The sequence below is a fragment of the Paraburkholderia sp. 2C genome (genome assembly GCF_054589215.1).
Genome location: NZ_BAAILL010000032.1, coordinates 501,298 through 523,277 on the forward strand (window position 1 = coordinate 501,298; position 21,980 = coordinate 523,277).

The window sequence follows — 21,980 nt, forward strand, 5'->3', positions numbered from 1 at the left end:
GGATCGGCGTGATGGCGCTTTAAGCGAGCACTTGGCGAGCACTTGGCAAGCACTAAGCGAGCTTCAACCGAGCGTGAACTGCACCGGCGGCAAGCCGTCGATCACACCGCGCACGACGCCGCTCTGCTCCGGAAACGCCATGCCCGTGTACGAGCCGCAGGTCAGCACCGTGCCGGGCTCGAACGTGAGCCCGCGCGATACGCCGTGATTGACCAGCCAGCCGAGCAGCCTGCGCGGATCGCCGGCCGGATTCGCCGGCGCGCCGTCGAACAGTGGGGCTCCGTCGATCGTGAAGCTTGCCGTCGGTGCGAGAAACGGAAACTTGCCGTCGTACGGCACCGCTTCGCCCACGATCAACGCGCCGTGGTTCTGCAAATCGGCGAGTTGCCACAGCTTGTCCACGTCAGGCCAATTGCTGAAGCGGCTCGTCACGACTTCGATGGTCGCGTGCATCGATTCAACCGCATCGAGCACCTGTTCGTCGGTGTACGGTCCACCGGCGGCTTCGAAACGGCGCCCAAGCGCAAATGCAACTTCGAGCTCGAGGCCCGCCTGGTTAAACGAACTGCGCGACAACGCCGCACCGCTTCGATGCACGCACGAGGCCGGCAACGGCGAACCTTGAATCGGACCGCCAGTCGGCGTTTTCGCCCCGACCTTCCAGCCGCCGATCGCATCGCGCATCGCATGAAGCGTTGCATGCTGGACTGTGTAGGCATCCTCTGCGTTCGCGGGTCGCGCGTCTTGCGGCAGCGTATCGAGCCATGCCCGCCGCGCACGGACGTCGACCACTAACCGGGCAAGCGCCTCGAGCGATTCGTGCGTCAAGCCAGCAGCCGCGGCCTCGACCTGCGGTTCGCGCGCCGTCATGCAGCCGCCTTCAGCGACGGTTTCGCGACGTGGCGGGTCAAATATTCCATGGCCGCCGTCACGCCGCTCGACTTCAACGGCACACCGGCGAGCTTCAGGCCCATTTCGCAGCCGGACAGCGTCGCCATCAGCGTGAGGTCGTTGCATTCGCCAAGGTGGCCGATGCGGAACATGCGGCCCTTCACCTTGCCGAGGCCCGTGCCGAGCGACATGTCGAAGTGTTCGTAGATCAGCTTGCGCACCGCGTCCGCATCGACGCCTTCGGGCATGATCACGCCCGTCAGCACCGGCGAATAGACAGCCGGGTCCGCGCACTGGATTTCAAGGCCCCACGCGGTCACCGCCGCGCGGCACGCAGCCGCGAGCCGCTGATGGCGCGCGAACACGTTGTCGAGCCCTTCGCCGAGAATCATCTCGAGCGACTCGGAAAGCCCATACAGCAGGTTCGTGTTCGGCGTGTACGGCCAATAACCCTGCTTGTTCATCTCGACGATATCGGCCCAGTCCCAGAACGCACGCGGCAACTTCGCGCTTTCATGCGCCTTCATCGCCTTCGGCGAGATCGCGTTGAAGCTGATGCCCGGCGGCAGCATCAAGCCCTTCTGCGAGCCCGACACCGTCACGTCGACACCCCATTCGTCATGCCGGTAGTCGGCCGACGCGAGGCCCGAAATCGTATCCACCATCAACAGCGCCGGATGGCCCGCCGCATCGATCGCGCGGCGCACGGCCGCGATATCGGAGGTCACACCGGTCGACGTTTCGTTGTGCACGACGCATACCGCCTTGATGACGTGATTCGCATCGGCACGCAGACGCGCTTCGATCATGTCCGCCTGCACGCCGCGGCGCCAGCCTTCGACACCGGGCAAACCGAGAAACTCCGGTTTCAGGCCCAGGCTCTCGGCCATCTTTTTCCAGAGCGTCGCGAAGTGGCCGGTCTCATACATCAGCACCGTGTCGCCCGCGCTCAGCGTATTGCACAGCGCGGCTTCCCATGCGCCCGTGCCCGATGCGGGATAGATAACAACCGGTTGCGAGGTCTTGAAGATCTTCTTGATGCCGTCGAGCACCTTCAACCCCAGCGCGCCGAACTCCGGGCCGCGATGGTCGATGGTCGGATAACTCATCGCCCGCAAGATGCGATCGGGTACGGGGCTCGGCCCCGGGATCTGCAGAAAGTGACGGCCGGCCGGGTGGAAGTCGAGTTTCAGCATGTGCGGTCCTTTATTGGAAACCTTGCGTTTGAATTTTGCATGCAAAATACTCTAGCGCAGGGATCGGGCTGCGGGAAGCGAAATTCGTCCGAATCGCCCAGGTATAAACCCGCACGCCTTACGGCGCGCCGACCTGCGATAAAATGCGGTCGAACCAATAATGAGGTCTTTGCATGCAAAATGCTGACATGCCGGAGGCAATGCTGCCGCCGTCATTGCCGAAGGTCGAACGGCAGCGTCTGCACGACACCGTGGTCGACCATTTGCGCAACTTCATCGTCGAGGGGCTGCTCGCGCCCGGCGTGAAGCTCAACGAGCGTCAGCTATGCGAGACGCTCGGTATTTCGCGCACGCCGCTGCGCGAAGCGCTGAAGGTGCTGGCCGCCGAAGGTCTGATCGATATCTCGCCGAACAAGGGCGCAACGGTTTCTCAAATGACCGACGCCGAGATTCGCGAGACCTTCGAGTTGATGAGCGGGCTCGAGTCGTTTTCAGGCGAACTCGCATGCGAGCGCATCACGCCCGCCGAGCTGGCGGAAATCAAGGCGCTCCATTACGCGATGCTCGCGTGCCGTGCGCAGAACGACCTGTCGGGCTACTACAGCCGCAACCACAAGATTCACGACAAGATCAACGAAGCCGCGCGTAACTCGGCACTGCGGCAGACGTACCTGTCGATCAACCGGCGTCTGCAGGCATTGCGGTTCCGTTCGAACTTTCAAACGCAGAAGTGGGATAGCGCGATTCGCGATCACGAAGAGATGATCGAGGCGCTCGAGGCGCGCGACGGCAAGAAGATGGGCGCGATCCTGCGCGCGCATTTGCTCTCGAAGCGCGATGCGGTGCTCGCCGAACGGACGATGTCGACTGTCAAACTGACGCCGCGCGACGATACATAGCTATTTTGCAGTTGCGTCCGAATCGGGTTCGGCGGCGGCGGGGTCGTCCGCTTTGCTGTCCGTCTTGCTGTCCGCTTCGGATTTAGCCTCAGGCGCCGCGTCGAGTTCGCGTTCGGGCTCCTCCATCCAGGTGCACTGCAAACCGACGCCCTCGATGTGTTCCCAGTGAGCGCGCAGCCGCCGCTTCTTCAAGCACGGGTCGGCATCGCGGGTTGGCGTCCGCAAATCGATCGAAGCGTTATTGCGGCTAATCAAGGCGCGTCCCGTATCTTGCGAGATCGGATTTTCGCGCCATGGAAATCGAACCACGTTATCGATTTCGCGCGCGTCTTTATCGATATTTTCTGAATCCGCTTCCTTTTTTAATTGCAACGGTCATTTGAAATTCATCGTCGGTATCGTATATCTCGTACGTGCCGTACATGCGGTGATTTTGCATTTCTTTTTCTCCGCAAAGCGTTACCCCATCACTTCCGGTGTCGACATAGGGCGTTTCACCGGCCCGGTTTTCGCGCAGTGTGGTCTCGTTCCGTTCAGATAGCCACAAGGCACGCCGTATGCAAGCTGAAAGGAACAGGCCGGCGAAACACGACGCGGGCAGGGATCGGGAGGCGAAAATGAAACGCATCACTGCGATGCTGTGTGCGCTTGCGTTGCTTGGCAGCGCTAACGCAATGGCTCAAACCAACTCAGGCGGTGCCAATGTGACAGGCGCCGGTTCGACACAAGGGCCGGCGCAAGGCGTCACGCCCGGCGTGAAGCAGGGTATCGAACCGGGCAAGGCCGGCGACACCATGAATCAGCTCGGCAGTCCGCAAAGCGGCGCATCGTCGCCGCAAAACTCGCTGATGCAAAAGCGCGAACAGGGGATGTCGCCGCAAGGAAACGGCACTCGGGGAACGCAGGACTCGAGCGGTTCGATGAAGCAATAGGCGCTTAGTGAGGCCCCTCAGTGGGGCCCCTCAGTGGGGCCCCTCAGTGCAGACCTGAGCGCAGCCGCTCAGTGCGCCTCAGTGCGCGCCAGCGGGCTTCACGAAGCGCAACGTCATCCGGTCGGATTCCCCGATTGCCGCATAGCGTGCGCGATCGGTGTTGCCTTCCGCGTACGTAGGCGGCAAGGTCCACACGCCCTTCGGATAGTCCTTCGTATCGCGCGGATTGCTGTTGATCTCGCTGCGGCCGGCCAGTTCAAAGCCGGCGGCGCGCGCATGCTCGATGACGAAGTCTTCGGTCACATAGCCGGTCACGATGATCTGCGCGAGCGAGGTGCCCGGCTTCGCGCGATGTTCCTCGACGCCGAGCACGCCGCCTGGCTTTAATGCCGTATAGAAGGCCTTGAGGTTAGCATCGAGATCGCCGTCCTTGATCCAGTTGTGGATATTGCGGAAGGTCAGCACCATGTCCGCCGTACCCGGTGCGCCGACGCCGCTCAGGCGACCCGCCTGCAGCGCACCCACCGTTACGCCGCCGTAGTCCGCGGGATCCTGCGCGAGCTTCTGCTGGTAGCGGTCGATCATCGGCGCGAGGTGTGCGGCGCTTTCCGAATCGGTCTCGATGTACGGCGCTTCATACAGCTTGCCGTGCGCATGCAGATACGGCGCGAGAATCTCCGTGTACCAGCCCGCGCCAGGCGCGATTTCGATTACCGTCTGGCGGTCGGTCAGGCCGAAAAAGTTCAGCGTTTGCGCGGGATGGCGGTAGGCGTCGCGAGCGCGATTGGCGTCGCTGCGCTGCGGACCCGCAATGGCATCGGCGAGCGATACCGAATCCGCAGCATGCGCAACGTGAAAGACCGAGGTAAAAACAGTCAGCGAAGCGCTCGCCGCAAAGGCGAGCGCAAGACGTCGAATGGCATTGCGGCGTGTCGGAACGGTCATTGTGGGCGGGCAGTCATGAAAGGTGGACATGAGGGGGATAACCGCCGATACGCATTCAGATACGCATCCTCAGCAGTTATTCCCCGAAGCCAGAGCATAAACGCATGGCGGCTACCTCGCATCGAACGTCGCGCAGCCATGCCTTATTCCACCTTTGCACTCGCGCCCGCACACGCGGGCTTTACTTCATCTCGCCGCCGAATACCGTCTGTTTGATCACCGGCAGTTGCTGGTCGAGATTGTCCTTCGACACCACGACGACCGGCACGACGATACTCTTCGGCGGTTCCTTGCCGGCGAGATGGTCGAGCATCGCGCCCGCCGCCTTCTGCCCCATCAGATACGGCTGCTGCATGCCGGAGGCGGTCAGCGTACCGTCCTTGATCATGTCGACGAATTGCGGAATTCCGTCGAACGCGACAAGCGCGATATCGGACTGCTTGTGCGCAACCTGGATCGCACGCGCCGCGCCGAGCGTCGGCGCGTCGGTCTGCACAAACACGCCGTGCATATCCGGATGCGCGGTGATCATGTCCTGCACGAAGCGGAATGTTTCGTCCGCCGTGTAGCGCTGCATCTGATTCAGCGCGACTTCGGGAATGCCCGCTTCCTTCATCGCACGGCGGAAACCTTCGGTGCGAAGCTTGCCGTTCTGCCGCGCGAGCGAAATCGACGAAATGCCGTAGCCGCCCTTATCCCAGCCTTTCTGCTTCATCACTTCAGCGAGCTTCTTGCCCGTTTCGTACGCGCCCTTCTCGTTCTCCGAACTGATAAACGACACATACTCGCCCGAGTTCGTGCCGATATCGGCAATCACCACCGGCACCTTCGCGCGCGCGGCGACCTGCAGCACGCTCGGCGCCGTCGAGGAATCGGTCGGTGAAATCACGATGCCGGCCACGCCTTGCGCAACCGCGTCCTGCGCATTTTTCAATTGCGTCGCGGCATCGTTGTGCGAATCGTAGATCGTCACGGTACCGCCCTGCGCCTTGACCGTATCGGTCACCCCCTTGCCGACGATGCGCCAGAACGGCAGATCGAGCCCAGGCGTCAGATAGGCGAAGCGCTTGCCCGACGCGCTTTGCTGCGCATACGCGCCGCTGGCGAACGACGCGCTCAATGCCGCGCCGAGCACCAGGGCGCCGAACGTCTTCGCGGTGCGCGCGAGAAATGCCCGCTTGTGCATGGGGTTCATATCGATGTCTCCTTGGATGAATTGTTGGTCGACGATACGTACGTCATTGACCACGACGATTGATGCGCGTGGTCACGATGCGTTCGGCAAGCACGGCGATGATGATGATGGCGCCGATCGCACTGCCCTGCCAGTAAGGTCCCACGTTCAGCAGGTTCAGACCGTTGCGGATCAGGCCCATGATCAGCACGCCGAAAAACGTGCCGATCATCGAACCGCGTCCGCCGAAAAGACTCGCGCCGCCGATCACGACGGCCGCGATGGAATCGAGCTCGAGTCCGTTGCCGGCAATCGGATCGATCGACAGCAGACGCGAGGCAAGCATCACCGCCGCGAGCGCCGACAGCGCACCGGACAGCACATAGGCGAGCGTCGTGTAGTACGTCACCTTGAGACCCGATGCGCGCGCCGCTTCGATATTCGAGCCGATCGCATAGATGGTGCGGCCGCCTTTGGTAAAGGTCAGGTAGTACCAGGCGAGCGCGAACAGCAACACGACGAACAGGAAGTTCGCGGGTATACCGAATACGTCGGCCGAGCCGATATAGGAAAGCCCTTGCGGCAGCGATGAAATCGAATTGCCGTCGCTGATCACGTACGCGAGCGAACGAGCGACCGACATCATGCCGAGCGTGACGATAAACGGCGCGATGCGGCCGAATGTGACGAGCAAGCCGTTGACAAGCCCCATCAGGCCGCCGAACACGATTGCCGCTGCGATCGCGACCGGCACCGGCAAACCGGCCGATGTCAGCGCGAGGCCGAGCACGATGCCGGCCACGCCGGTCAATGCGCCGACCGACAGATCGATGCCGGCCACCAGAATCACGAACGTCTGCCCGATCGCGGCGATGCCGGTCACGACCGACTGGTCCATCAGGTTGAACAGGTTGCCGAGCGAGAAGAAGTGCGACGAGATCAGCGACAGCGCGATCGACAGCACGATCAGCACCACGAGCATGCGTATTTCGAGCGCAAAGCGATGGACGAAGCCCGCATGACGGCGGCGCGCGGCCGGGGTGGCCGGGGTGGCCGGTAGCGCGGCGGCGGCCGCGCCACCCTCTCCAGCGCTTTGCGCACCCGGGGTTTGCACGCCATTACCGCCGGCATTACGACCGTGGCCCTGCGCTTTCAGATCGTTGCTGCTCATACCGCTGTCTCCTCCCCTTGCGCCGCGACAAGAAGTTGCCCCACGCCGTGACGGGTCATGTTCTGCGTCATCTGCTTGCGCACCGCCTGCGCATCGAGCGCCGCCGACAAAGGCGCGCTCACGCCGATATAACCGAACGAGTGGCCGCTCTGGTTCACCAGCCTGAAGAGCACCGAATGCAGCGGGCCATCGTCGATCACTGTTCCGGCCTTTTGTGTATCGAGCGCGCGCGGTATCGCGGTTTCGTCGATCAGAGGAAAGCGTTCCGCGGCGATACCGACCGGTGCATTCGCATGCGCCACGACATCGAAGCAGAACACCCGGCCACGCTCGACCTGCAGCCAGTAGCTCGTCGCACCGAACTGCGCGGACAGGTCGCCGAGCGCATCGTGCACGCCTTGCGCGGACGAGCGCGGCGCCGCATAAGTCGCAAGAATCTCGGCGTCGAGCAGATCGCTCGTCGCCTGCGCGACCGAAACGCCGTCGCTCAGCACGACCACGCGATCCGACAAACCGAGCACTTCATCGAAATCCGACGACACGACCACGACGCCGATGCCGCGCGCCGCAATCTTGCGGATGATCTGGTAGATCGTATTGCGTGTGCCGATATCGACGCCGCGCGTCGGCTCGTCGAGCAGCAGCACGGATGGACTCAGCAACAGCCAGCGTGCGAAGATCACCTTCTGCTGCTGCCCGCCGCTCAGGCCGAGCATCGGCGCGGTCAGAATGTGCTCAGGCATGTCGAGCTCGGTCATCAGCCGGTCGATCTCGGCGAAATGCTGCTCGTAGTTTCGATGAATGCCGCGGTCGCGGCCCAGATGCGCAAGCAGCAGGTTCTCGGTCACCGAGAAGTCCGGCACGATGCCCTGCCGCCTGCGATCCTCGCCGATCAGGCCGATACCGCGCGCGATTGCATCGCGCGGCGACGCGGCCGCGAACGGCTCGCCGTTCAACCGGACCGTGCCGCTATCGCGCTTGCGCAGCCCGAAGATCGTTTCGATCGTCTCCGAGCGGCCCGCGCCGACGAGACCCGCGAGCCCGAGAATTTCGCCCGCGTGCAGCGTGAACGACACGTCGCGCACCATCGAGCCCGACGCGAGATGGCTGACCTCGAGCAACGGCGCGTCGGCAACACGTGCCTGCGCGGGCGGCGCGCTGCCGCGCTCGTAGAGATTCTCGATCGTGCGGCCGACCATCAGCTGGATCAGCGACGCGGGCGTCAGTTCCCGCGTCGCGACGTCGGCGGCAACGGTACGGCCGTCACGCATCACCGTCACGCAATCGGTAATCTCGAAGATTTCTTCGAGCCGATGCGAGACGAACGCGAGCGCCTTGCCGCGCGAACGCAGCAAGCGCATCACTTCGAACAGGCTCGCGACTTCGGTCGGCGAAAACGACGCAGTCGGCTCGTCGAAGATGATGAGGTCGGAGTCCTGCTGCAACGCACGGCCGATTTCGATAATTTGCCGTTGCGCCATGGAGAGATCCCCAGCCCGCTTGTGCAGCGGCAAATGCTCGGCCTGATGCAACTCCTCGAGCACCGCTTCGGCCTTGCGCTTGAGCGCCTTCCAGTCGAGCCGCTCAGGCTGGCCGAAATGCGTGAGGCACAGATTCTCCATGACCGAGAGATCGGGCGCGATACTCGTTTCCTGCAACACGAGCGAAATACCCGCGCGCATCGCGTCGCGCGGCATCGCGAAGTCGACGTCCTGGCCTTTGTAGCGCAGCAGACCTTCGGAACGGCGCAAATGGCCGCTGATAATGCGCGAGAGCGTCGACTTGCCCGCGCCGTTCACGCCGACGAGCGCATGCACTTCACCGGCGCGCAGCGTGAGCGAGCCGTCTTTTAGCGCGCGGACCGGGCCGAACAGCTTCGTCACGTGCTCGGCACGCAGGATCTCGTCAGGTGCCTCGGCGCCGGCCATGCCGGCAGTTGCGGCGGCTTCGGTGTTCATCGTCAGGACGTTGACGCGAGTAAGCGAATTTCAGCGGTTTCGTAGGGCTCGAGCTTTAACGTGCCGGCTGTCAACGGCGCATGCGGCGGCGGCGCATCGGCAAAATCGACGCCTGGCAGCCATCGCGCGACTGTCGCGCCGTTCGGCGCGCGTTTGTCTGTACCGCCGATATCGAGTTCGACCGGATTCGCTTGCGCGGAAAGATTGGCAATCCATAGCGTCGTCGCCGCCGCCCGCTGCGCCGCGAATGCGGCAAGCGGCACGCGTCCCGGCTCGACCTCGAGATTCGCCATCTGCGCACCCCGCGCCTGCGCCAACGACGCGAGCACGCGGAACAGCGGCGTCGGCTTGCCGCTGTCGAACAGGCCACGCGGGCCGGTCAACTCGGAGAGCGCGATATGCGTCGCGCCGCCCGCCGCAAACGCGGCGAAATAACCGAGATTCCATGCGGCGCCGAACAACGCGCGCTGCCGCGGATCGTTGTCGGTCAGGCAGATCCGCTTCGCGCGGGGGCCGCTTTCGTTCGGCAGTGTCGCCGCGCCATACGGGTTATCGCGCGCAGCGATCGTGCCGGGTCCGACGCGATATGGCGTCTTGCCGGCGAGCGCCGCGACGCTGTTCGCGATGAACGGCAGCGTCGCGAGCGTTTCCATCACGGATCGGTCGTCGGCCGCATGCACGATCGGGCACGTCGTAAACGTCGCGTAATCGAGCTTGTCGAACGGCGGCCGCTTGCGATTGAGTTCGGTGAAATAGGCAAACGTACCGCCGCCGAGCGGCGTAGTGGGAAACGCCGCGCGCGCGGCCGCGAACACGTCGTCGAACGACGGACACGGTGGCCATGGGCTGCCCGGCAGCACGGCTTTCAGATCCGGCGCGGGCGAAACCTGCAGCGCAACCGGCGCCGCACGTCCGCTTGCCGCAGCGGCCACGCGGCGCATTTCATCGGCCGGGTCGCCGTCGCCGGTCAAGACGATTTCGAGCACGTACGGCACGCGCGCCGTGTCGGCCAGTTGCGCGAAACGCGCCACGGCTTCGGCCGGGTCGTCGCGACGCAGGTCCAGATGCGCGATGAAGTACGCGGGATTCAACGCAAGCAGTGCATCGGCATGCTGCAGCGCCGTATCGAGATCCCCGGCGCGCACGCCGATACCGAGTTGCGGCACGGCACCTTGCGCGCGGGCAAAGGCATCGAGCCGGACGCGCGCGGGCGCGGCGGCCGTACCGGACGCACGGCTTGCGGCAACGGGCCGCGCCGCCTGCACGGTTACTTTCACGGACTGTGCAAGCGTCGACCCTTTCGCAAGCGTATAAGGCCACGGCAATGCGAGCGGCCGCACATAGGTCTTGAACGATGCATCGGACCAGTTGCGCTGATCCTCCATCTCGAACGTGTCGCCTTCCATCCGCACTTCCACGCTCAATGCATCGCTGTGCTGCGTGGTCAGCGCACGGATATCGCGAAACGGCTGGAACGGATCGATCTTTTCCGGAAAACGCGTCGACTGGCGCTGGCCGTCGACGGTCTCGACCACTACGGGTTTGCCCGACACTTCGAGCGGATGCAGCACGACAAAGCCGGTGCGGTTGGTCAGCAGGTCGCCCGCCAGCGTCGCGTTTGCATTGAATTCGAACTGACCGCGCGCATTGCCGACGATCGATGCGCTCAGTTGCAACTCCGTGCCGCCCGGCCCGCATGCGCCGCGAAACCGCACCTCGAACGCATCGTCGCGCTGCTCGATCTGCACGTCGTCGAGCTTCAGCGCATGCGTTCCCCAGTTCTCATCGCGCGCGAGGAACGAGATCGCACGGATGACTTCCACTTCCCCGTAGCAAACGTAACGCAGGCCGCCGCCATCGAACTCGACGGTCAGCGGCCCGGCTGCCAGACGTACCGGCTCGGATTCGGTTTGCGCCGTACCGGTGAGTGCAACTGCGAGTGCTTCGACTGTTTGCATTGCTCCCTCCTCGGCACCGGATGTCTAACGGTTGACCACCTTGCCCGGCACGATAAACGTCAACAGTGTGCCGACGAAGAGCGCCCCTGCCATCGCGTACAAACCCAGGTTGGCGCTATGCGTGGTGTCCTTGATAAAGCCGATCAGATACGGACTCACGAAGCCGGCCAGATTGCCGCACGAATTGATCAGCGCAATACCGGCCGCCGCGGCCGAGCCGCCGAGGAACGCCGTCGGCAGGCTCCAGAACATCGGCAGCGTGCTCAGGCCGCCCATCGCCGCGAGTGTGAGACCGATCATCGCGAGCACCGGCTGCGAGCCGAACGCCGCGGACATGATGAGGCCGACGCCGCCGAGCACCGCCGTAAAAGCAAGATGCCAGCGCCGTTCCCGGCGGCGGTCGGCGCTGCGCGACACGAGCATCATCGTCACAGCGGCGGCGCCGTACGGAATCGCGGTCAGAAGACCGATTTGCAGCGGGTCTTTGACGCCGGTCGACGAGATCAACGTAGGCAGCCAGAAGCCGACCGTATAGAAACCGCAAATCAGGCAGAAATAGATCGCGGTAAGCAGCCACACGCGCCCGTTCCTGAACACTTCGAGTACCGAATGGTCGGCCTTGTGCGCCGAATCTTCGCGGATGTTCATGGTGAGCAGCGCGCGTTCTTCAGCGGTCAGCCATTTCGCTTTCGTAATGCCGTCGGTCAATACGAAAATAGCCGCGATGCCCGCCGCAATCGAAGGCAAGCCTTCGATAAAGAACAGCCACTGCCAGCCCGCGAGGTTCATCACGCCGGTGAACGCATGCAGCAGGTAACCGGACAGCGGACCGCCGATCAAACCCGAGAGCGGCACCGCCGCGGCAAACGCCGCGAACATCTTGCCGCGCCGATGCGACGGATACCAGTACGACAGGTAAAGAATGACGCCGGGATAAAAGCCCGCTTCGGCAAGACCGAGCAGGAAGCGCATCACGTAAAACGCGGTCGGCGTGGTGACGAACGCCATGCCCGACGAAATCACGCCCCATGTGATCATGATGCGCGCCATCCAGAGCCGCGCGCCGACGCGATGAAGAATGATGTTGCTGGGAATTTCGACGAGGAAGTACGCGATAAAGAAGATGCCGGCGCCGAGACCGTAAACCGTGTCGGAAAAATGCAGGTCCGACGACATCTGCAGCTTCGCGAAGCCGACGTTCACACGGTCGAGATACGCGACAAGATAGCAGAACATCAGGAACGGCACGATGCGCCAGGTGACTTTTGCGTAGGTGCGCGCTTCGAATGCCTGCGCGTCGACGCGTGTTACGACTTCTACCGACTCGGTCTGCACCGGTTTGTCTCCTTACCGCGGCGCTGTCTGGCCGCTTTATCTTTCGGAAGGCTATCGGCTCGGAGGCCCTTATGGGCTCGAGGTCGAATTTGTATGATAACCATATGTGTTATCTATGCGGTTCCGATCATAGGTAGAAAGTGGTACCGTGTCAACGCATCGCCTATAAAGACAACTGAACGTCTCCGCAGTCTTTCGCGCAGTCTTCTGTGAAACACGACATGGCCACCTCCACCTCTACGCCCCGCTCTTCCGCCACGTTCGACGCACCGGTCATCACGAATGTCGGCACGCTTGCCGATCGCGTCACGGCCGTTCTGCTCGACAAGATCAAGGGCGGCGAATTTCCGGCCGGCACGCGGCTGCCGACCGAACAGGTGATCTCCGAGCGCTTCGGCGTGAGCCGCACCGTCGTGCGCGAAGCGATTTCGCGGTTGAAGTCCGACGGCCTCGTCGAAGTGCGCCAGGGCAGCGGCACCGTCGTGCGCGAGCCGAACCGCACGACCGCGTTCCGGCTCGACATCGATCCGCAAGATTCGGTCGACGCGGTGCTGCGCGTCACCGAATTGCGCCGCGGCATCGAAGCGGAAGCGGCCGCGCTGGCCGCGCAGCGCCGCACGCGCGCGCAGCTGGCCGACATCAAGCGCGCGCTTGCCGCCATCGATGCAGCCGCCAGGGAAAAGCGCGACGGCGTCGACGAAGACCTCGCTTTCCACATGGCGATTTCGCGCGCCACCGGCAATCCGCTCTACCCGTCGCTGCTCGAATTCATCAGTCAGTTCACGCATGCGGCGATCCGCGTGACGCGCACGAACGAGGCGCGCCGCGACGATTTTTCGACCCAGGTGCGCAACGAACACCGCGCGATCTTCGACGCGATTTCCACGCAAGACGCAGACGCCGCGCGGCAGGCCGCCATCACGCATATCGACAACGCCGGCGCGCGCATCCAGGAGGCGGACTCGGCGTTCTGGGAGGATGTCGGCAGCGCGGCGGCGCGGCCCCTGATCAACGAAGAAAAGAAAGCGGCAAAACGTGGTACACCCGGCGGCAACGCCGGCAAAAGCACTCGCAGCAGCAACTCGCGCAGCTAGAAAACATCCTGCGCGCAAGCACCAACCCGCACCAAGACGCACCATGAAGTTTGCCACGCCCGCCGTCCTAAGATAACATCATCATACAACTTTGGCATGGACCCAGCGGCGATACGCGACCCTTCGCCGTGCGCAATCTCGCGCGACCTGTATGGAGACACATATGAAAGTGCTGGTAACCGGTGCGGCAGGCTTCCTCGGCCGCCGTCTGATTCGCGCGCTGCTTGCGCGCGGCGAACTGACCGGCCCGACCGGCAAACCGGTCGCCATCGAGCGCATCGATGCGTTCGACGTGGTGCCGCTCGAAGGCATCGACGACCCGCGCGTGCATCCGCTCACCGGCGATATCGCCAACCCCGCGCAAATCGACAAGCTCATCGACGCGAACACGCACGCCGTATTCCACCTCGCCGCCATCGTGTCGGGCCAGGCCGAACAGGAATTCGAACTCGGCATGCGCATCAACTTCGACGCTACCCGCGCACTGTTCGAACGCATTCGCGCGCTCGGCTCGCAGGCGCGCTTCGTCATGACCAGTTCGGTCGCCGTGTTCGGCGGCGCAATGCCGGCCACCGTGCCCGACTCGCAAGTGTGGTCGCCGCAAAGCTCGTACGGCACGCAAAAGGCGCTGTCCGACCTGATGCTCGCGGACTATAGCCGGCGCGGCTATATCGACGGCCGCAGCCTGCGCATGCCGACCATCGTCGTGCGGCCGGGTAAGCCGAACCGCGCGGCGTCGAGCTTCGCGAGCGGCATCATCCGCGAGCCGATCAACGGCGTCGACGCGGTATGCCCGGTTGCGCCGGAAACCATTCTCTGGCTGATGTCGCCCGATCGCGCGATCGAGAATCTGCTGCACGGCTTCGAACTGCCGAAAGAAAAGCTCACGCAAGGGCGCGTGATCAATATGCCTGGCCTGTCGGTATCGGTGCAGGACATGCTCGCTTCGCTGCGGCGCATTGCTGGCGATAAGGTGGCGGACCGCGTGAAGATGGAACGCGACCCGGCGATCGAGCGCATCGTCAATTCGTGGCCGGGCAACTTCTCGGCCGACTACGCGCGCTCGCTCGGCTTTGTCTTCGACGCCGATTTCGACAGCGTCGTGCATGCTTTCATTCGCGATAACGCCGCACAATAGGCCCGCCATCATGACTTCATCCACCGCCCTGCTCGGCTGCATCGCCGACGACTTCACGGGCGCAACCGACCTCGCCAACATGCTCGTGCGCGGCGGCATGCGCACCGTTCAAACGATCGGCGTGCCGAGCGGCCCGCTCGATACGCCCGCCGAAGCGATCGTGGTTGCGCTGAAATCGCGCACCGCGCCGCGCGAGCAGGCCGTCGCCGAATCGCTGGCCGCGCTCGCGTGGCTGCAAAAGCTCGGCTGCAAGCAGTTCTATTTCAAGTATTGCTCGACTTTCGATTCGACCGATGCCGGCAATATCGGCCCCGTCGCCGACGCGCTGATGAAAGCGCTGAACGCGCCGTTCGCGATTGCCTGCCCGGCGTTTCCGGAAAACGGCCGCACCGTCTTTCGCGGCAATCTGTTTGTCGGCGACCTGCTGCTCAACGAATCGGGCATGCAGAACCATCCGCTCACGCCGATGACCGACGCGAACCTCGTGCGCGTGCTGCAGCGGCAAACGCAAACCAAGGTGGGCCTGCTGCGCTACGACACGGTGCAACGCGGCGCCGCGGCCGTCAACGAAGCGCGCGCGGCCTTGCAGCGTGACGGCGCCGCACTCGCCATTGCCGATGCGATTTCCGACGAAGATCTCTACACGCTGGGCGAAGCGTGCGCGAACGATCTGCTGCTGACCGGCGGCTCCGGCCTAGCACTCGGCCTGCCGCGCAATTTCGAACGAGCAGGCTTGCTGCCCGCCGCGAAGAACAGCGAGCGCGTGCCCGGCGTAACGGGCCTGTCCGCTGTGCTGTCCGGCAGCTGCTCGCGCGCGACGCAAGCGCAGGTCGCGCACTGGCGCGACAGCGGACGCCCCGCGTTCCGCGTCGATCCGCTCGCACTCTCACGCGGCGACAAAGTGGTCGACGAAGCGATGGCATTCGCGGAACCGCTGCTCGCCAAAGGCCCCGTGCTGGTGTACGCAACCAGTGCGCCCGAAGAAGTCAGCGCCGTGCAGAAGCAGCTCGGCACCGCCGCATCGGGCGAACTCGTCGAGCAGGCGCTCGCCGCGATTGCACGCCGCATGCACGATGCTGGCGTACGCCGCTTCGTCGTGGCAGGCGGCGAGACATCGGGCGCGGTGGTCAATGCGCTCGACGTCAAAGCCCTGCAAATCGGGCCTCAAATCGATCCGGGCGTGCCGGCCACCGTCTCGATCGGCGCGACGCCGCTCGCGCTTGCGCTGAAGTCCGGCAACTTCGGCACCGTCGATTTCTTCAGCAAGACGCTTGGCCTGTTCGACACGCTTGGAGCGCAGCAATGAGCACGACCGTCACGTCCGCCGCCGCGGCCGAAAGCCGCGCGCGCGAAGAGATCGCGCGCATCGGCGCCGATCTGTATTCGCGCCGCTATACGGTCGGCTCGGCAGGCAATATCAGCGCGCGCCTCGAGGACGGCTGGCTCATCACGCCGACCGATGCATGCCTCGGCCATCTCGATCCGGCGAAGATCGCGAAGGTTGGGCGCGACGGCGAATGGGTCAGCGGCGACAAGCCGTCGAAAACGCTCGCGCTGCATCGCGGCATCTACGACACGAACCCCGCGATGCACGGCGTCGTGCACACGCATTCCACCCATCTCGTCGCGCTGACGCTCGCCGGCGTGTGGAAGCAGGACGACGTGCTGCCGCCGATCACGCCGTACTATGTGATGAAGGTCGGCCACATTCCGCTCATTCCGTATTGCCGCCCCGGCGACCCGAGCGTCGCCGAGCGCGTGCGCGCGCTGGCAAACGACGTGCGCGGCGTGCTGCTGGAACGGCTTGGCCCGGTCGTGTGGGGCGCAAGCGTGTCGCAGGCCGCATGGGCGCTCGAAGAACTCGAGGAAACCGCGCAGTTGTGGCTCATGACCGACCCGCGACCCGCGCCGCTCACGGACGCGCAAATCGACGACCTGCGCACGACGTTCGGCGCGCGCTGGTAACATGCGCCGCGCGCACCCGGCCACACCCTTACCTATCAGAGACGACCATGCCCCGCTTTGCCGCCAACCTGACGATGATGTACCGCGAGCACGCGTTCCTCGACCGCTTCGGCGCGGCCGCGGCAGACGGCTTTAAAGCTGTCGAATATCTGTTTCCGTACGACTATCCGGCCGAGGACCTCGCGGCGCTGCTCAAGCGGCACAACCTCGAGCAAGCGCTGTTCAATGCGCCGCCCGGCGACTGGGCGAACGGCGAGCGCGGCATCGCCGCCCTGCCGGGCCGCGAAGACGAGTTCAAGCGCAGCGTCGACACCGCGCTGCAATACGCGCACGTGCTCGGCAATCGCAAGCTTCATTTCATGGCGGGCCTGGTGGCCGCCGACGCGGACCGCGCGCGGCATCGCGACGTCTATGTGCGCAACATCGCATATGCGGCATCGCAAGCGGCACAGCATGGCTTGACGGTGGTGATCGAGCCGATCAACACGCGCGATATGCCCGGCTATTTTCTGAATCTGCAAGGCGACGCAAAGAAGATTTGCGACGAAGCCGGCGCGGCGAACCTGAAGGTGCAGTTCGACCTCTATCACTGCCAGATCATGGAAGGCGATCTCGCGGTGAAACTGAAGCAGATGATGAAAAACGATATCGGCCACCTGCAGATTGCCGGCGTGCCCGACCGTCACGAACCGGACCTCGGCGAAGTGAATTACCCGTACCTGTTCGACCTCATCGACGAACTCGGCTACGACGGATGGATCGGCTGCGAGTACATTCCGAAGGGCCCGACCTCGGCCGGCCTCGGCTGGGCAAAGAAGTGGCTCGGCTAGACGCCTGGACGGTTTTTGCGTACGCGTTTGCGTGCGCGTCTGCGTAATCAAACGCCGAAGTCCTTCACCAGATCGCGCGCGAGCTTGCCGCCGCTGCCCGCCCAGAAGTCGCGGTCCGCAAGCCGCACGCGTTCCGCAACGCACAGCATGTGATCGCCGGCCGCGACGCGCGCCTCGTCCGGATCGCCGGCGACGATCGCCGCGACGATCCGCTCGTGTTCTTCCTTGACCTGGCCGACGAAGTCCATCCGGCGCGCTTCGTTCGCGCGCGTGACCTTCACCGCCAGCCGGATTTGCTGCGCGAACATCTCGACGAAACGCACCCAGTACGGGTTGCCCGTCGCCTCCGCGATGCGCAGATGAAACTGCACATCTTCTTCGACACCATCGCCGCCCGCGCGCATCGCATCTTCGACGCGCCGCAGCGCATGCTCGATCTCCGCGAGCTGCCCCGGCGTGCGCCGCACCGCCGCCAGCGCCGCAATCTCCGCTTCGAGCCCGCGCCGCACTTCAGTCAGGTTCAACAATGACTGCACCGACTGCTCGGTCAGCGGATCGCCCTTGGCCGCGTGCGGAAACGCGGTCTGACTGATAAACGCACCACTGCCCTTGCGCGTGGTCAACAAGCCGTCTGCCTTCAGCAGCGCAATCGCTTCGCGCATCACCGTGCGGCTCACGCCGAAGTGCTGCGCCATCGCATGTTCGGAAGGCAGGCGCGTGCCCGGTGCGAGACCGTCGCCACGAATTTTCGACAACAGCTTTTCGGCGACGCGTTCGCCCAGCGTGCCGGCATCGAACGTGCCACCCGTTTCGTCTGTCTCGGCCGCAACGCGTGGGGTCGCCGGGCTCATTCTTCCCATCCTTTCAAAGTCTTTGACCATCCGGTCATTGTACGCAAATCCGATTTCTGTTGACAGCATTGGAACAGGTTTATACCATCCGCATACAGATTTTATACATGTAGTCGTTTAAGTCCACCACCCGGGGAGACACGGTTCGCGGCCCGCATCATGGCCGCGACGTCAGCGGTGCAGCGCAATCAGGCCGCGCCGCCCAAGAGAGGAGAGAAGCGCATGAGCTTCGTGGTCAACAACGTCCAGGTGCTGTTTGCCGGACTCGCGCTGGGTTCGATCTATGCATTGGTCGCGCTCGGCTTCGTGCTGATCGTCAGAGCCACCAACGTCGTCAATTTCGCGCAAGGCGACTTTGCGATGGCCGGCGGTTTCGCGATGGTCGCGTTTCTGAGCAGCGGCCTGCCCTACTGGCTTGCATTCGTGCTCGCGCTCGTCGTGCTCGGCATCTTTGGTGTGATCTTCGCGCTCGGCGTGTATTACCCGCTGCGGCATCGCTCGTTTCTGCCCGTGATCATCAGCACGCTCGGCGCGTCGATCTTCATGCAGAACGCCGCGCTCTATATCTTCGGTCCGCAGCCGCGCGCGATGAAGCGCCTGTTCGACACGCCCGGCATCGACGTCGGCGGCGTGTTCATGGACACGCAATACCTCGCCATTCTCGGTTTCACCGCGATTGCAGTGACCTTCCAGTACCTGCTGTTCGAACGCACGATGCTCGGCAAGAAACTGCAGGCCACGTCGCAGGACAAGGACATGGCGCGCCTCGTCGGCATTCCGGTCGCGGCGATGATCGCGTTCACGTTCTTCTATAGCGCGGTGCTCGGCGGCCTGGCCGGCGCGCTCGTCTCGCCGATCCTGTTCGTGTCGATCGGCATGGGTTCGATCATTGCGCTGAAGGCGTTCGCCGCGGCGATCATCGGCGGCTTCGGCGACATCACGGGCGCGATTATCGGCGGCCTGCTGCTCGGTGTCGTCGAGAGCTTCGGCGCCCAGTACATCTCGGTTGCCTATAAGGACGCGTTCGCGTTTCTGCTGCTGTTCCTGTTCCTGATGCTGCGTCCGCAAGGCATCTTCGGCGAAAAGATTTCGGAGAAAGCATGAGCCAGGCACCTGCCTCCACCGGACCGGCGCCGGGCACGCGCGCCACACGGTTTTCCTTCAGCGGCGTCGCGGCGATCATCGTCGCGGTTGCGCTCGCACTTGTGCCGTTCGTGTTTCCGCTTACGCCGTATGTGCTGAACATCTTCATGCAGGCGGCGACGTATGCGATCGCCGTGCTCGGCATGACCGTCGTGCTCGGCTATACCGGGCAGATCAATCTCGCGCAGGCGACGTTCTTCGGCCTTGGCGCCTATGCAGTCGGGCTCGGCACCGTCGTGCTCGGCCTGAATTTCTGGATCACGCTGCTGCTCGGCATCGGGCTCGCGACCATCGCCGGCTTCGTGCTCGGCCTCACGACGCTGCGTCTGGGCGGCCACTATCTCGCGATGATCACGATCAGCTTTCAGCAGATCTTCGATCTCGTGATGGTGAACTGGGCGAGCGTGACGCAAGGTCCGGACGGCGTCGCGGGCATTCAGCGGCCGTCGATTTTCGGCTTCCAGTTCGCCGACGACCGCGTCTACGTCGTGCTGTGTCTCGTGTTTCTGTACGCGGCCGTGGCGCTGGTCTGGTGGCTGCCGCATACGCGCATCGGCCGCGCGATGCGGGCCGTGCGCGAAAACGAACTCGCCGCGGAAGTCACCGGCGTCGACACACTACGCGTGAAAGTCACCGCATTCACGATGAGCGCGGCGCTCGCCGGCGTCGGCGGCGCGTTCTACGCCGCAGGCTTCGCGTACATCAGCCCCGACAACTTCAACTTCGCGCGCTCGATCGAATTCCTGACGATGACGCTGCTGGGCGGCGCCGACTCCGCCTTCGGCGGCGTGTTCGGCACCGGCCTGCTGATCGTGCTGCCCGAATGGCTGCGCTTTCTGAAGGACATTTACCTCGCCGTCTACGGCCTCGCCGTGATCCTGATCATGGTGTTTCTGCCCGCCGGCATATGGGGCATCGTGCGCGGCCGCTTCGACCGCTTTAAAAAGGCGCCGAAAGTGGACCTCGAGCACATCAAACCGCTCGAACTCGATGTGTCGATCGCGAACCCCGCGCCGATTCTGCGGCTCGAAAACGTCGCGAAGCATTTCGGCGGTGTCAAAGCCGTGGATGGTATTTCGATCGAAGTGTCGCGCGGCACCGTGCATACGCTGATCGGGCCGAACGGCTCCGGCAAGACGACCACGCTCAACGTGCTCAACGGCATCTACAAGGCGACGAGCGGCCGCATTCTGTTCGACGACGTCGACATTACCGCGATGTCGCCGCATCAGCGCGCGAGCTTCGGCATCGGCCGCACCTTCCAGAACATTCGCCTGTTTGCCTCGATGTCGGTTATCGAGAACGTGATGGTCGGCGCGCAGCGCGCGAACAATCCGATCGGTACGAGCCGCGCCGCGTTGACCGAGCGCGCGATGTCGGCGCTGAAGTTCGTCGGCATGGCCGAGCAGATGCATATGACGGTGAAGAACCTGCCCTACGGGCATCAGCGTCTCGTCGAAATCGCCCGCGCGCTGGCGGGTCATCCGAGCTTTCTGCTGCTCGACGAACCGGCCGCCGGCTTGAACCTCACGGAAAAGAAGAACCTCGGCGAACTGCTGAAACGCCTGAAAGGCCATGGCATGACGATCTTCCTGATCGAACACGACATCAGCCTGATCGAGCAGGTATCCGACACGATCACGGTGCTGAATTTCGGCAAGAAGATCGCCGAAGGCGAGCCCGCTTACGTGATGCGCCATCCGGACGTGGTTGCTGCCTATCTCGGGGAGAACGCGCATGCCGCTGCTTGAACTGTCGAATATCGAAAGCCACTACGGCCACGTGCAGGCCCTGAACGACGTGTCGCTGCACGTCGAGCAAGGCGAGATCGTCACGCTGCTGGGCGCGAACGGCGCGGGCAAGACCACTACGCTGCGCAATATTTCGGGCCTCGTGCCGGCCACGCGCGGGCAGATCCGCTTCAACGGCGCATCGATCGAGCGCGCATCGCCGGAAAAGATCGTGAAGATGGGCATCGCGCATGTGCCGGAAGGACGCCGCATTTTTCCGGGACTGACGGTCAAGGAAAACATCATGATCGGCTCGTCGCCGCGCGGCCACGTGCCGCGGCGCGCGCTCGAATCGGAAGTCGAAGAGATGTACGCGATTTTCCCGGATCTCAAGCGCCTGTCGAACGCGCTCGGCTGGAGCCTGTCGGGCGGCCAGCAGCAAATGCTCGCGGTCGCGCGCGGCCTGATGTCGAAGCCGAAGCTGATCCTGCTCGACGAGCCGTCGCTGGGCCTCGCGCCGATCATCGTTCAGCAACTGTTCGCGACGATCCGCACGATTCGCGAGCGCGGCACCACGGTGCTGCTCGTCGAGCAGAACGCAAATATGGCGCTGTCGGTGGCCGATCGCGGCTATGTGCTGTCGACGGGGCGGGTGATCGTCGAAGGCACGCCCGGCGCGCTGCTCAACAACGAAGAAGTGCGCGCGGCCTATCTCGGCGGCGGCAAGACGCCCGCGCCGGCGGCCGGCTAACCCGTTCTTACGCTGCGTC

The 21,980-nt window shown here is 63.8% G+C and carries 21 protein-coding genes; 10 read left to right on the forward strand and 11 right to left on the reverse strand.

From position 1 onward, the window contains the following. Positions 1 to 63: 63 nt before the first annotated feature. Together ACYPXD_RS10440 and ACYPXD_RS10445 are read right to left on the reverse strand one after the other, a co-directional pair. Entirely contained in the window at positions 64 to 870 is an 807-nt protein-coding gene (locus ACYPXD_RS10440; protein ID WP_459710532.1) for a 2-keto-4-pentenoate hydratase, read from the reverse strand. Next, positions 867 to 2,087, reverse strand: a complete 1,221-nt coding sequence (locus ACYPXD_RS10445) for a pyridoxal-phosphate-dependent aminotransferase family protein (RefSeq protein ID WP_459710535.1) — start codon at positions 2,085 to 2,087, stop codon at positions 867 to 869. Before ACYPXD_RS10445 ends, ACYPXD_RS10440 begins: the two co-directional genes overlap by 4 nt. Before the next feature lie 173 nt (positions 2,088 to 2,260). Here ACYPXD_RS10445 and ACYPXD_RS10450 point away from each other — a divergent pair, with 173 nt between their 5' ends. After that, a complete protein-coding gene (locus tag ACYPXD_RS10450) occupies positions 2,261 to 2,986 on the forward strand; it encodes a GntR family transcriptional regulator (protein WP_459710537.1) in 726 nt (241 codons plus the stop codon). Here ACYPXD_RS10450 and ACYPXD_RS10455 read toward each other — a convergent pair whose 3' ends face one another. Then, the gene (locus tag ACYPXD_RS10455) at positions 2,987 to 3,358 is read right to left on the reverse strand and encodes a hypothetical protein (protein WP_459710539.1); all 372 of its coding nucleotides are present in this window, start codon (positions 3,356 to 3,358) and stop codon (positions 2,987 to 2,989) included. After that, a complete protein-coding gene (locus ACYPXD_RS10460; protein ID WP_459710541.1) occupies positions 3,318 to 3,614 on the reverse strand; it encodes a hypothetical protein in 297 nt (98 codons plus the stop codon). Before ACYPXD_RS10460 ends, ACYPXD_RS10455 begins: the two co-directional genes overlap by 41 nt. Between ACYPXD_RS10460 and ACYPXD_RS10465 the strand changes: the two genes are divergently transcribed. Further along, positions 3,604 to 3,918 (forward strand): hypothetical protein, encoded by a 315-nt coding sequence (locus tag ACYPXD_RS10465; protein ID WP_459710543.1) that lies wholly within the window; start codon positions 3,604 to 3,606, stop codon positions 3,916 to 3,918. The two genes, ACYPXD_RS10460 and ACYPXD_RS10465, sit on opposite strands and share 11 nt — an antisense overlap. Before the next feature lie 78 nt (positions 3,919 to 3,996). Here the strand turns inward: ACYPXD_RS10465 and ACYPXD_RS10470 are convergent, their stop codons facing one another. From ACYPXD_RS10470 to ACYPXD_RS10495, 6 genes are all read right to left on the reverse strand, one after another. Continuing rightward, positions 3,997 to 4,863, reverse strand: a complete 867-nt coding sequence (locus ACYPXD_RS10470; protein WP_459710545.1) for a class I SAM-dependent methyltransferase — start codon at positions 4,861 to 4,863, stop codon at positions 3,997 to 3,999. Between the two features lie 181 nt (positions 4,864 to 5,044). Continuing rightward, entirely contained in the window at positions 5,045 to 6,058 is a 1,014-nt protein-coding gene (locus ACYPXD_RS10475) for a substrate-binding domain-containing protein (RefSeq protein ID WP_459710547.1), read from the reverse strand. Between the two features lie 43 nt (positions 6,059 to 6,101). Next, a complete protein-coding gene (locus ACYPXD_RS10480; protein WP_459710549.1) occupies positions 6,102 to 7,208 on the reverse strand; it encodes an ABC transporter permease in 1,107 nt (368 codons plus the stop codon). Further along, positions 7,205 to 9,166: a sugar ABC transporter ATP-binding protein gene (locus ACYPXD_RS10485; RefSeq protein WP_459710552.1), complete on the reverse strand. Its 1,962-nt coding sequence runs from the start codon at positions 9,164 to 9,166 to the stop codon at positions 7,205 to 7,207. The genes ACYPXD_RS10480 and ACYPXD_RS10485 overlap by 4 nt, the downstream gene beginning before the upstream one ends. A 2-nt stretch (positions 9,167 to 9,168) precedes the next feature. Continuing rightward, a complete protein-coding gene (locus ACYPXD_RS10490; protein ID WP_459710554.1) occupies positions 9,169 to 11,124 on the reverse strand; it encodes a D-apionate lactonase in 1,956 nt (651 codons plus the stop codon). A gap of 24 nt (positions 11,125 to 11,148) precedes the next feature. Then, the gene (locus ACYPXD_RS10495; RefSeq protein ID WP_459710556.1) at positions 11,149 to 12,459 is read right to left on the reverse strand and encodes an MFS transporter; all 1,311 of its coding nucleotides are present in this window, start codon (positions 12,457 to 12,459) and stop codon (positions 11,149 to 11,151) included. A 221-nt stretch (positions 12,460 to 12,680) separates the two neighbouring features. On the opposite strand from ACYPXD_RS10495, the gene ACYPXD_RS10500 reads away from it, so the two are divergent. The 5 genes from ACYPXD_RS10500 to otnI all read left to right on the forward strand — a co-directional run bounded on the left by ACYPXD_RS10500 (position 12,681) and on the right by otnI (position 17,486). Further along, the gene (locus ACYPXD_RS10500; RefSeq protein ID WP_459710558.1) at positions 12,681 to 13,553 is read left to right on the forward strand and encodes a FadR/GntR family transcriptional regulator; all 873 of its coding nucleotides are present in this window, start codon (positions 12,681 to 12,683) and stop codon (positions 13,551 to 13,553) included. Positions 13,554 to 13,716: 163 nt separating this feature from the next. Continuing rightward, on the forward strand, positions 13,717 to 14,691 hold the full coding sequence (gene denD, locus ACYPXD_RS10505; protein WP_459710561.1) for a D-erythronate dehydrogenase: 975 nt from the start codon (positions 13,717 to 13,719) through the stop codon (positions 14,689 to 14,691). A gap of 10 nt (positions 14,692 to 14,701) precedes the next feature. Further along, positions 14,702 to 15,997: a 3-oxo-tetronate kinase gene (gene otnK, locus ACYPXD_RS10510; protein WP_459710563.1), complete on the forward strand. Its 1,296-nt coding sequence runs from the start codon at positions 14,702 to 14,704 to the stop codon at positions 15,995 to 15,997. Further along, entirely contained in the window at positions 15,994 to 16,656 is a 663-nt protein-coding gene (gene otnC, locus ACYPXD_RS10515; RefSeq protein WP_459710565.1) for a 3-oxo-tetronate 4-phosphate decarboxylase, read from the forward strand. The genes otnK and otnC overlap by 4 nt, the downstream gene beginning before the upstream one ends. A gap of 47 nt (positions 16,657 to 16,703) precedes the next feature. After that, positions 16,704 to 17,486: a 2-oxo-tetronate isomerase gene (gene otnI / locus ACYPXD_RS10520; RefSeq protein WP_459710567.1), complete on the forward strand. Its 783-nt coding sequence runs from the start codon at positions 16,704 to 16,706 to the stop codon at positions 17,484 to 17,486. Positions 17,487 to 17,533: 47 nt separating this feature from the next. Here otnI and ACYPXD_RS10525 read toward each other — a convergent pair whose 3' ends face one another. Then, on the reverse strand, positions 17,534 to 18,337 hold the full coding sequence (locus ACYPXD_RS10525) for a FadR/GntR family transcriptional regulator (protein WP_459710570.1): 804 nt from the start codon (positions 18,335 to 18,337) through the stop codon (positions 17,534 to 17,536). A gap of 222 nt (positions 18,338 to 18,559) precedes the next feature. Here ACYPXD_RS10525 and ACYPXD_RS10530 point away from each other — a divergent pair, with 222 nt between their 5' ends. Genes ACYPXD_RS10530 through ACYPXD_RS10540 form a run of 3 tightly spaced genes read left to right on the forward strand, consistent with a single transcriptional unit; the run spans position 18,560 to position 21,961 of the window. After that, complete coding sequence (locus ACYPXD_RS10530; RefSeq protein ID WP_459710572.1) at positions 18,560 to 19,441, forward strand: branched-chain amino acid ABC transporter permease; 882 nt, start codon at positions 18,560 to 18,562, stop codon at positions 19,439 to 19,441. Beyond that, complete coding sequence (locus ACYPXD_RS10535; RefSeq protein ID WP_459710574.1) at positions 19,438 to 21,231, forward strand: branched-chain amino acid ABC transporter ATP-binding protein/permease; 1,794 nt, start codon at positions 19,438 to 19,440, stop codon at positions 21,229 to 21,231. Before ACYPXD_RS10530 ends, ACYPXD_RS10535 begins: the two co-directional genes overlap by 4 nt. Further along, positions 21,224 to 21,961 carry an ABC transporter ATP-binding protein gene (locus ACYPXD_RS10540; RefSeq protein ID WP_459711441.1) on the forward strand — a complete coding sequence of 246 codons (738 nt, stop codon included), beginning with the start codon at positions 21,224 to 21,226 and terminating at the stop codon, positions 21,959 to 21,961. The genes ACYPXD_RS10535 and ACYPXD_RS10540 overlap by 8 nt, the downstream gene beginning before the upstream one ends. The last annotated feature ends 19 nt before the right edge of the window (positions 21,962 to 21,980 follow it).

What these genes read in the sequence shown, in the direction of transcription:
- ACYPXD_RS10440 (WP_459710532.1), bottom strand. Translation starts at nt 870, where the DNA reads ATGACGGCGCGCGAACCGCAGGTCGAGGCCGCGGCTGCTGGCTTGACG.
- ACYPXD_RS10445 (WP_459710535.1), bottom strand. Translation starts at nt 2,087, where the DNA reads ATGCTGAAACTCGACTTCCACCCGGCCGGCCGTCACTTTCTGCAGATC.
- ACYPXD_RS10450 (WP_459710537.1), top strand. Translation starts at nt 2,261, where the DNA reads ATGCAAAATGCTGACATGCCGGAGGCAATGCTGCCGCCGTCATTGCCG.
- ACYPXD_RS10465 (WP_459710543.1), top strand. Translation starts at nt 3,604, where the DNA reads ATGAAACGCATCACTGCGATGCTGTGTGCGCTTGCGTTGCTTGGCAGC.
- ACYPXD_RS10460 (WP_459710541.1), bottom strand. Translation starts at nt 3,614, where the DNA reads ATGCGTTTCATTTTCGCCTCCCGATCCCTGCCCGCGTCGTGTTTCGCC.
- ACYPXD_RS10470 (WP_459710545.1), bottom strand. Translation starts at nt 4,863, where the DNA reads ATGACCGTTCCGACACGCCGCAATGCCATTCGACGTCTTGCGCTCGCC.
- ACYPXD_RS10475 (WP_459710547.1), bottom strand. Translation starts at nt 6,058, where the DNA reads ATGAACCCCATGCACAAGCGGGCATTTCTCGCGCGCACCGCGAAGACG.
- ACYPXD_RS10480 (WP_459710549.1), bottom strand. Translation starts at nt 7,208, where the DNA reads ATGAGCAGCAACGATCTGAAAGCGCAGGGCCACGGTCGTAATGCCGGC.
- ACYPXD_RS10485 (WP_459710552.1), bottom strand. Translation starts at nt 9,166, where the DNA reads ATGAACACCGAAGCCGCCGCAACTGCCGGCATGGCCGGCGCCGAGGCA.
- ACYPXD_RS10490 (WP_459710554.1), bottom strand. Translation starts at nt 11,124, where the DNA reads ATGCAAACAGTCGAAGCACTCGCAGTTGCACTCACCGGTACGGCGCAA.
- ACYPXD_RS10500 (WP_459710558.1), top strand. Translation starts at nt 12,681, where the DNA reads ATGGCCACCTCCACCTCTACGCCCCGCTCTTCCGCCACGTTCGACGCA.
- denD (WP_459710561.1), top strand. Translation starts at nt 13,717, where the DNA reads ATGAAAGTGCTGGTAACCGGTGCGGCAGGCTTCCTCGGCCGCCGTCTG.
- otnK (WP_459710563.1), top strand. Translation starts at nt 14,702, where the DNA reads ATGACTTCATCCACCGCCCTGCTCGGCTGCATCGCCGACGACTTCACG.
- otnC (WP_459710565.1), top strand. Translation starts at nt 15,994, where the DNA reads ATGAGCACGACCGTCACGTCCGCCGCCGCGGCCGAAAGCCGCGCGCGC.
- otnI (WP_459710567.1), top strand. Translation starts at nt 16,704, where the DNA reads ATGCCCCGCTTTGCCGCCAACCTGACGATGATGTACCGCGAGCACGCG.
- ACYPXD_RS10525 (WP_459710570.1), bottom strand. Translation starts at nt 18,337, where the DNA reads ATGAGCCCGGCGACCCCACGCGTTGCGGCCGAGACAGACGAAACGGGT.
- ACYPXD_RS10530 (WP_459710572.1), top strand. Translation starts at nt 18,560, where the DNA reads ATGAGCTTCGTGGTCAACAACGTCCAGGTGCTGTTTGCCGGACTCGCG.
- ACYPXD_RS10535 (WP_459710574.1), top strand. Translation starts at nt 19,438, where the DNA reads ATGAGCCAGGCACCTGCCTCCACCGGACCGGCGCCGGGCACGCGCGCC.